Source organism: Pseudomonas sp. Sample_10, from assembly GCF_004321495.1.
Taxonomy (GTDB): domain Bacteria; phylum Pseudomonadota; class Gammaproteobacteria; order Pseudomonadales; family Pseudomonadaceae; genus Aquipseudomonas.
In genome coordinates this window covers 23782-31114 of record NZ_RCOE01000098.1, presented here as the reverse complement: position 1 = coordinate 31114, position 7333 = coordinate 23782, and the positions used below count along the sequence as shown (strand labels likewise).

Sequence of the window (7333 nt, the reverse complement as noted above, 5' to 3'; positions counted from 1 at the left end):
ATCTCGTATGCCGTAATCGCGCCTCCACCGGAATAGAATTTTCTATACACCTCCTTGAGTTCAGCCTTGCTAAAGTTATCTGCCACCTCGCTTTTCAGAAGTTCCCCAAGCTTTATTTTTACCACCTTCCCTGTAGAGACAACCATTACTACAGCAAGATTCTTATGATTTTCAAACCCCAACAACTTGTACTTATCATTATCAGACTCATTACCCATTAAACCTTTCCTCTATTATCTCCCCCACAACATGAAATTCATCAAGATCAAAACAGGACGCAACCGTTATAAATAGCTTATTTGCTGCTTTGTCATACACCAATTTTTCATGATCGCTATTCGACAAACCTTTCTTTATTATCAACAGATCCCCTGACTCATGCGCGCCACAAACTTCAGTCTCTAAAAGAACTCCAATTACGTTGCGCGCAGGGCCAAAATAATAAGTCAGGGGATGAGTGGCAGCCAGCTCACCGACCCGCTTATCAATATTCTGAAAAAGCTCACTTTCTTTGATGACAGGAACCGCTGCCGGATTCATATTGCCCTGTAAAGACACACTGTTCTCTACAATCTCCCGCTCTTCAAAATCCACGGTCTCTATTTCTTTGCAAGACACACCAAAGAAATCGGAAATTTTGCGAATGGTAGTTTGCTGAACATTGACAACCCGCCCTTCCAGAATATTATAGATCGTCGTCCGAGTTAACCCACTGGAATTACACAACGACAACTGTGTCTCACCACGGCTTTTTATCAGGTATTTAATATTACTCTTCAACCTTTCCGTTTTTTCTTTTTTATGCATTATTTAGCTACCACTTTATCGCCCCGACAGAAATTCAACACCGTTATTTTTTATTAAAAAACAATACCTACCTTATCTCTATACAAAAATAATTTTGCAACCACACCCGACAACCGTCAATTAATGTTTCACACGAGCATTCTCAACGTCAAGTCTGACAGACCCGCCAGACTTAACTTAAAGATATTTCCTACGGAAATTTTAAAGCTACCTGACGAATCAACCTACAGAACTATCGAAGCAACGGAAGATGAATCATTTAATTACATAGATGTTCAATTTTATGATTAATTAAATGGAATTTTCTGGTAATAAATCCAGCAGTCCATCAACTCATGTACTGCCTTCAACCACTTTTGATCGGCGGCGCAGGACTTACATATTCCTCAACCCTTGCTCGGAGCACCAACGTGAAAAAAGCCGCCCCCAACTCTTCTCAATCCTCTGACCAATCAGCCTTCGAGGCTATCGATCTCTCCAAACTCTCGGACATCACCGAGCCGCTCGTCAGTGCACGCCTGCGCAATCCAAAGCGCCCTGACCCCGTCAGCGATGTCTTTACTATCGTCCCGAATGTCGACACCGAATCATTGCTTTGTCACGCCTGTGAAACCCTTGCCTCGCTCAATGTCATGAGCACCGATCTCGCCTGCGAACTGGAGGGTTCGCGCCGCAATGTAGCGTTGGCCATCCAGCAACTGGCCGCGCTGGGAGGGTTGTTGGTCAATCGAGCGCTGGACAACATCGACCCACCCGGCGGTTCAACCGAAACTCCGTCAAACCGGTAAAGGTTGTGGTCGCGTTCTTTTCCCAAGGAGGATTTTTGTCATGGATCGATACATGCCTGTCACCGGCATCGACTGCACCATCCCATCATTGCTGATCGACACCGAAGCACCGCTCGACGTATTGCACGAAACCGCGGCCTACCGCATCCGCACTGCGACTCAATTGCTGGAAAGTTTTGCCTTCAATGAAGGGGTTCACAGTGAACTGGCGCGGGTGTTGGTGACGTCTCTGCGCGAGGGTTGCGATTTGATGGATGTCGTAGGACGGCGTTTGCAGGCACAGCTTTCGGCTTGAAGCCCCGCTGAACAACGGGCGCCGTCGGGCGCCCATTCAAGCCTGCACAAATGGCATTGTCACAAGGCCGCTTACCAAACAAGATTCATCAGCCCCCGTCGGTAAATCAAAACAAAGATCATCCAGGACCGCTGACGTTGCGGCCCTGTCAAATGGGGAGCCGTCATGTACCCAAGTGCTAGTTGAACGGTCTTTCACCTGAAAAAGGTTCCCGTTTTCGTCGCAGGCGGGTAATGAGGAAATGGGTCGCTGTAGCGGCATAAGCGAGCTTCCTTGCACATTTTGGTTAGAGGTTTTGTAGCCGTGATCAGCTGCCCCTCAAGCTAGCATAGGGTCCGGAAGCTCGCGCTCGACTGCTTCTTTCATAATGTTTCTTGTGTTTCGATGCCGTAACCAAACCACAATCGCCTCCTTGCATTACCCTCGCTTTTCCTGGCTCTGCCCGACCGCTGGCAGAGGAACCAGATACCTGATCGCAAGCTGCTCTGCGGCGCAGTCTGAAACATCCAGAGCATGATTGCTTTCCGCGCGCTGCAAGGACTTCTCGGTGGTTCGATGATCCCGATGGTGTTCACCAAGGAGCAACCACCGCCCACGCCGAGTGCCGATGCCCATTGAGCCTCGGCACTGCTCCTGAAAATCAGGCCTGAGGGGTTTTGCGGAAGCCGACGGCCAGGCGGTTCCAGCTGTTGATGGTGTTGATGGCGACTGTCAGGTCGACCAGTTCCTTGGGGCTGAACTGGGCCGCGACCACGTCGTAATCTTCATCCGGAGCGTGGGTCAGGCTGAGCTGGGTCAGGGATTCGGTCCACAGCAGAGCGGCGCGTTCACGCTCGGTGAAGAACGGCGCTTCACGCCAGGCAGTCACGGCAAACAGACGGCGTGGGGTTTCGCCGCCTTTGATCGCGTCAGCGGTGTGCATGTCGATGCAGAAGGCACAACCGTTGATTTGCGAGGCGCGCAACTTGACCAGTTCGATCAGGTTCTTTTCCAGCGGCAGCTTGGATACAGCGGTTTCCAGCGCAATCATGGCTTTGAGGGCGTCAGGGCTGGCGGTGTAGAAATCGATACGCGGTTGCATGGTGTGCTCCAGGGCAAATGGATGTGGAGCTACGTTAGTCTCGCGAGTGTTTTGGGCAAATAGCCAATATTCGAGAAGTCGAGGAGACCACCGATACAGGCCCCGAAAGAAAAGTACGAAATGTGAATTGCCATCACTCGGCCCGCCCCACTAGAATGCGATCAATTCTTAATTGCACTCACGCAGGATGCCCGAGTCGAGTACTTGCCCGCCATGCCGTCCGCCGATCAATCCCTGAACCAGCAAGTTCATCATCTCTACAGCGAACATCACGGTTGGCTGCAGAGTTGGCTGCATCGCAAACTGGGCAACCGTTGTGATGCGGCCGACCTGGCCCACGACACCTTCCTGCGCTTGTTGACACGTCAGGTGGTGAAACCGCTGGGTAGCGAGCCGCGGGCATTGCTGACGCACATTGCCAAAGGCCTGGTGATTGACTGCTGGCGGCGGCAGGACATCGAGCGCGCGTACCTGGAAACCATCGCGCATTTGCCGGCGGCCGAAGTGCCGTCGCCGGAAACCCGTCTGCTGATCCTCGAAACCCTGTGGCGCATCGAAGCGCTGCTACGGGAACTGCCCGCCGTCACCCGCGAAACGTTCTTGCTGTCGCAGATCGAGGGCCTTACGTACGCGCAGATCGCCACCCGTTTGAATGTCTCGTTGATCACCGTCAAGCGCCACATGCGCACGGCGTTCATTGCCTGCCTGAGTGTCGCCTGATGAATTCGTCGATGATCAACCCGCAGATTCTTGGCGAAGCCGCCGACTGGCTGGTGCAACTGCATTCCGGCACGGCAACGGCCGCCGATCACCAGGCCATCGCCCAATGGCGCAGCCGCAGTGCCGAGCATGCCCAGGCCTGGCAGCGGGTCGAAGTACTGCTCGGGGATTTTCGTGGTGTGCCGGCCAACCTCGCCATGCAGACTTTGCAACGGGCTTCACGCAAAGAGGGCTTGAGTCGCCGACAGACCCTCACCCGCCTGGGCTTGTTGTTTATTGCCGGGCCCTTGGGTATGGCATCGCAACACCTGCCTTGGGAGCAATGGACCGCCGATCAGCGCACCGCCGTGGGTGAACAGAAAAACCTGCAACTGCCCGATGGCAGCCAGTTGCTGCTCAACACCGACAGCGCGGTGAACATCGCTTTCAATCCGCAAGAGCGACGCGTCCTGTTGCTCAATGGCGAAATGTTGATCAGCAGCGCCAAAGACCCCGGCGCGCGCCCCTTTATCGTCGAAACTCCGCAAGGCACGGCTCATGCGCAGGGCACCCGGTTTTGCGTGCGCACAGAAAACGCCACAAGTCAGGTGTCCGTTCTCGAAGGGCAAGTGGTGGTCACCCCGCAATTACTGCGCGAAAGCACGACCCTCAGTGCTGGCGAGCGTCAGCGCTTCAGGCTCGACAGGGCCGAGGCTGCGCAGCGTTTTGACCTCGACACCGTCGCTTGGGACAAGGGCATGCTGCTGGCCAACAACATGCGACTGGATGAACTGTTGAGCGAACTTGGCCGCTACCGCCCGGGGGTATTGCGCTGCCACCCGGACGTCGCCGGGCTGCGTGTGTCGGGCGCATTTTCCCTGCGCGACACCGACGCCAGCCTGCGCCTGCTCAGCGATACCTTGCCGCTGAATATCAGCCGCATGACCCAATACTGGTTAACGGTCGAGCCGAGGGTCTGACGCCGTCGGCCTTCACCGCCGTCAGGCGCGCTTGAGCAACCACTGCAAAAACCCTTTCTTGCGCACCACAACCGGTTCTTCCTGAATCAGCGACTGCACCTTGTGCAAGCGGAAATCCAGCAAGGTTTTCATCGCATCGTTGATGTCGTGGCGAGCATCCAGGCACGGTTTCAGGTAGTCCTTTTCAATACGGTAAAGCGTGCAAAAAGTCTTCGCGGCAAACTCGGCAGCCGACGATGTGTCGGTGAGGATGCCAGCCTCGCCGATCACTTCCCCTGGCCCCATGCGCCCGGTTTCGATGAGCGCGCCGTGGACGTTCAACGTTACCGACACCACGCCGGACTCGATGATGAACAAGTGATGACTGACCTCCCCCGCCGCCAGGATCGTCTCGCCGGCACGGAAAGTCTGCAGGGCCATGTTCTGGCTGAAGGTTTCTTTCTCTTCCTGGCGCAAGGTCGAGAAAATCGGCGAACTGTCGAGCAACGCCCGTGGCCGTGAAGAATCGCTCTCGGGATTGGGCTCGACGCTCGAGAGCAAATTGATCCCGGACGCCCGCAAGTGCCGGAATGCCAGGTCGAACAGCTGATTGCGCACCGTGCGCTTTTCGCTCATCGAGGCAACGAACCCGCTGATTTCATAATCCGCGCCAGCAGCGCTGGAGCTTTTGAGCGCCACCTTCGGCCCCGGCGCACTCAGCAGAATGCGGCAACCTTGCATGGCCCGCTCGAGAGCATCGATCACGGTTTGCGGACGGACATGGGGGCTGACCTGCAAACTGATGGAAACGCCGAACATGTCACTGGGCCGGCTGAAGTTGGTGATCTTGGCCTTGGCCGCGAGCGAGTTGGGGATCACGATCATGCTGCCCTGGGAGGTCTGCAACCGCGTGGCCCGCCAGTCGATGTCGATAACCCGACCTTCGGTGCCGTCGATGGCAATCCAGTCATCCAGTTGGTAGGGCTTGGTGGTATTGAGGACGATCCCGGAGAACACATCGCTGAGTGTGCTCTGCAACGCCAGGCCGACGATGATCGCCAGCGCGCCGGAAGTCGCCAGCACGCCTTTGACCGGCAAATCGAGCACATAGGCCAGCGCGGCAATCACCGCGATCAGGAAAATCAGCGCACCGAGCAGGTCCTGGAGCAATCGCCCGGTATGCCCGACCCTTTGCATCATCGCCGCGCCAATCAGCACCGTCAGGGTGCGCGCGGCGAATAACCACCAGGCGATCTGCAAACCGGTGGCCGCCAGGTGCAACGGCACGTTGTCCGCCCACGGCGCCGGCACCATCGGGTTCATGCCTTCGTTGAACAGCAAAACGCTGTACAGCGAAAAAATCACTACCCGCAGGAACAGTTTCCAGCTGTGGTGGTTGGCGTCGATCAAGCGCCACATGACCATATCGATCAGGATCAGGACCAAGGCGCAGATCAACGGGTGTTCGGCGATCAACGACAGCATCAAGCAACTCCGGCACAGGACAATGAACGCAAATATCGCACACATTGTAGCTGCCGCAGGCTGCGATCTTATGATCCTGATTTTTATCGCTCCGAGAACGTCCGAAGATCAAGATCAAAAGACCGCAGCCTGCGGCAGCTCCTGCAATCAACCGTGCATCTGGCCGAAGCGGCCGGACTGGAAATCGGCGAACGCCTGGTGGATTTCTTGCTCGCTGTTCATCACGAACGGGCCGTGACCAACGATAGGTTCATCAATCGGTTCGCCGCTGAGCAACAGCACCACTGCGTCGCTATTGGCTTCAAGGCTCAACTGATCGCCCTTGCGCTCGAACAGCGCCAGCTGCCCTTCTCGCACCAGTTCCAGACCATTGACCTGAACCGTGCCGCGCAGCACCACCACTGCTGTGTTGCGACCTTCGTGCAAGTCCAGTGTCAGCAACTTGCCACCATTGAGGCGCAGGTCCCAGACATCGATGGGCGTGAAGGTGTGCGAAGGGCCGGCATGGCCGTCGAATTCGCCGGCAATCAATCGCAGGCGGCCGGCGTTGTCCTTCAAGGCGATGCTCGGGATATCGCCATCGAGGATTGTCTGGTAACCGGGCTCGGCCATTTTGTCCTTGGCCGGCAAGTTGACCCACAGTTGCACCATCTCCAGCGTGCCGCCGATTTTGGCGAAGTCGCTGGAGTGGAACTCTTCATGCAGGATCCCGGAAGCGGCAGTCATCCATTGCACATCGCCGGGGCCGATCTTGCCGCCGCTGCCGGTGGAATCGCGGTGTTCCACTTCACCTTTGTAAACGATCGTCACGGTTTCAAAGCCGCGATGGGGATGCTGCCCCACACCACGTCGCTCGGTGGTCGGAGTGAATTCGGCGGGGCCGGCGTGATCGAGCAGCAGAAACGGACTGATGTGTTTGCCCAGGTTGTCGTAGGAAAACAGCGTGCGCACCGGAAAACCGTCGCCGACCCAATGGGTCCGTGGACTGGTGTAGATACCAATGATGTTTTTCATGGTGTCTCCTGATGAAGTGAGTAAGGCCATGGACAAAGCTTAAAACCATGACCTTTGCTGCACTAGACTGCAAAAATCAGTCTCTGTGTTCTATCGGGAGAACGATGGTGCAAGGCATCAACATCCTCTGATAGTGAGAAGCTCAGGATTTATGGGACTGGCGGACTTTTTATTCCGGACATAATATTACCGAGAATTACAACCA

Annotated in this window: 8 protein-coding genes and 1 pseudogene; 4 read left to right on the top strand and 5 right to left on the bottom strand. The window is 55.6% G+C overall.

Features of this window, described 5'->3' with window-relative positions:
• Nucleotides 1-218: pseudogene (locus D8U18_RS28865) on the bottom strand (VUT family protein); the annotation flags it as partial.
• A complete protein-coding gene (locus D8U18_RS09175) occupies nt 211-807 on the bottom strand; it encodes a helix-turn-helix transcriptional regulator (RefSeq protein ID WP_131107476.1) in 597 nt (198 codons plus the stop codon). The gene D8U18_RS09175 and the pseudogene D8U18_RS28865, both read right to left, overlap by 8 nt.
• Before the next feature lie 410 nt (nt 808-1217).
• On the opposite strand from D8U18_RS09175, the gene D8U18_RS09170 reads away from it, so the two are divergent.
• Entirely contained in the window at nt 1218-1595 is a 378-nt protein-coding gene (locus D8U18_RS09170; RefSeq protein ID WP_131107475.1) for a DUF6124 family protein, read from the top strand.
• Between the two features lie 40 nt (nt 1596-1635).
• Nucleotides 1636-1890, top strand: a complete 255-nt coding sequence (locus D8U18_RS09165) for a hypothetical protein (protein ID WP_130931949.1) — start codon at nt 1636-1638, stop codon at nt 1888-1890.
• A gap of 640 nt (nt 1891-2530) precedes the next feature.
• Here the strand turns inward: D8U18_RS09165 and D8U18_RS09160 are convergent.
• Nucleotides 2531-2971 (bottom strand): carboxymuconolactone decarboxylase family protein, encoded by a 441-nt coding sequence (locus D8U18_RS09160; protein WP_131107474.1) that lies wholly within the window; start codon nt 2969-2971, stop codon nt 2531-2533.
• Between the two features lie 213 nt (nt 2972-3184).
• On the opposite strand from D8U18_RS09160, the gene D8U18_RS09155 reads away from it, so the two are divergent.
• Both D8U18_RS09155 and D8U18_RS09150 read left to right on the top strand, forming a co-directional pair.
• Complete coding sequence (locus tag D8U18_RS09155) at nt 3185-3691, top strand: sigma-70 family RNA polymerase sigma factor (RefSeq protein WP_131107473.1); 507 nt, start codon at nt 3185-3187, stop codon at nt 3689-3691.
• The gene (locus D8U18_RS09150) at nt 3691-4650 is read left to right on the top strand and encodes a FecR domain-containing protein (protein WP_131107472.1); all 960 of its coding nucleotides are present in this window, start codon (nt 3691-3693) and stop codon (nt 4648-4650) included. Before D8U18_RS09155 ends, D8U18_RS09150 begins: the two co-directional genes overlap by 1 nt.
• A gap of 21 nt (nt 4651-4671) precedes the next feature.
• On the opposite strand, the gene D8U18_RS09145 is transcribed toward D8U18_RS09150, so the two are convergent.
• Both D8U18_RS09145 and D8U18_RS09140 read right to left on the bottom strand, forming a co-directional pair.
• On the bottom strand, nt 4672-6114 hold the full coding sequence (locus D8U18_RS09145) for a mechanosensitive ion channel family protein (RefSeq protein WP_056854863.1): 1443 nt from the start codon (nt 6112-6114) through the stop codon (nt 4672-4674).
• Nucleotides 6115-6261: 147 nt separating this feature from the next.
• Nucleotides 6262-7128, bottom strand: a complete 867-nt coding sequence (locus tag D8U18_RS09140) for a pirin family protein (protein ID WP_130931951.1) — start codon at nt 7126-7128, stop codon at nt 6262-6264.
• Nucleotides 7129-7333 lie beyond the last annotated feature (205 nt).

Bases quoted from the DNA above. Each gene is read 5' to 3' on its own strand.
- D8U18_RS09175 (WP_131107476.1), bottom strand. From the start codon at position 807: ATGCATAAAAAAGAAAAAACGGAAAGGTTGAAGAGTAATATTAAATAC.
- D8U18_RS09165 (WP_130931949.1), top strand. From the start codon at position 1,636: ATGGATCGATACATGCCTGTCACCGGCATCGACTGCACCATCCCATCA.
- D8U18_RS09160 (WP_131107474.1), bottom strand. From the start codon at position 2,971: ATGCAACCGCGTATCGATTTCTACACCGCCAGCCCTGACGCCCTCAAA.
- D8U18_RS09155 (WP_131107473.1), top strand. From the start codon at position 3,185: ATGCCGTCCGCCGATCAATCCCTGAACCAGCAAGTTCATCATCTCTAC.
- D8U18_RS09150 (WP_131107472.1), top strand. From the start codon at position 3,691: ATGAATTCGTCGATGATCAACCCGCAGATTCTTGGCGAAGCCGCCGAC.
- D8U18_RS09145 (WP_056854863.1), bottom strand. From the start codon at position 6,114: ATGCTGTCGTTGATCGCCGAACACCCGTTGATCTGCGCCTTGGTCCTG.
- D8U18_RS09140 (WP_130931951.1), bottom strand. From the start codon at position 7,128: ATGAAAAACATCATTGGTATCTACACCAGTCCACGGACCCATTGGGTC.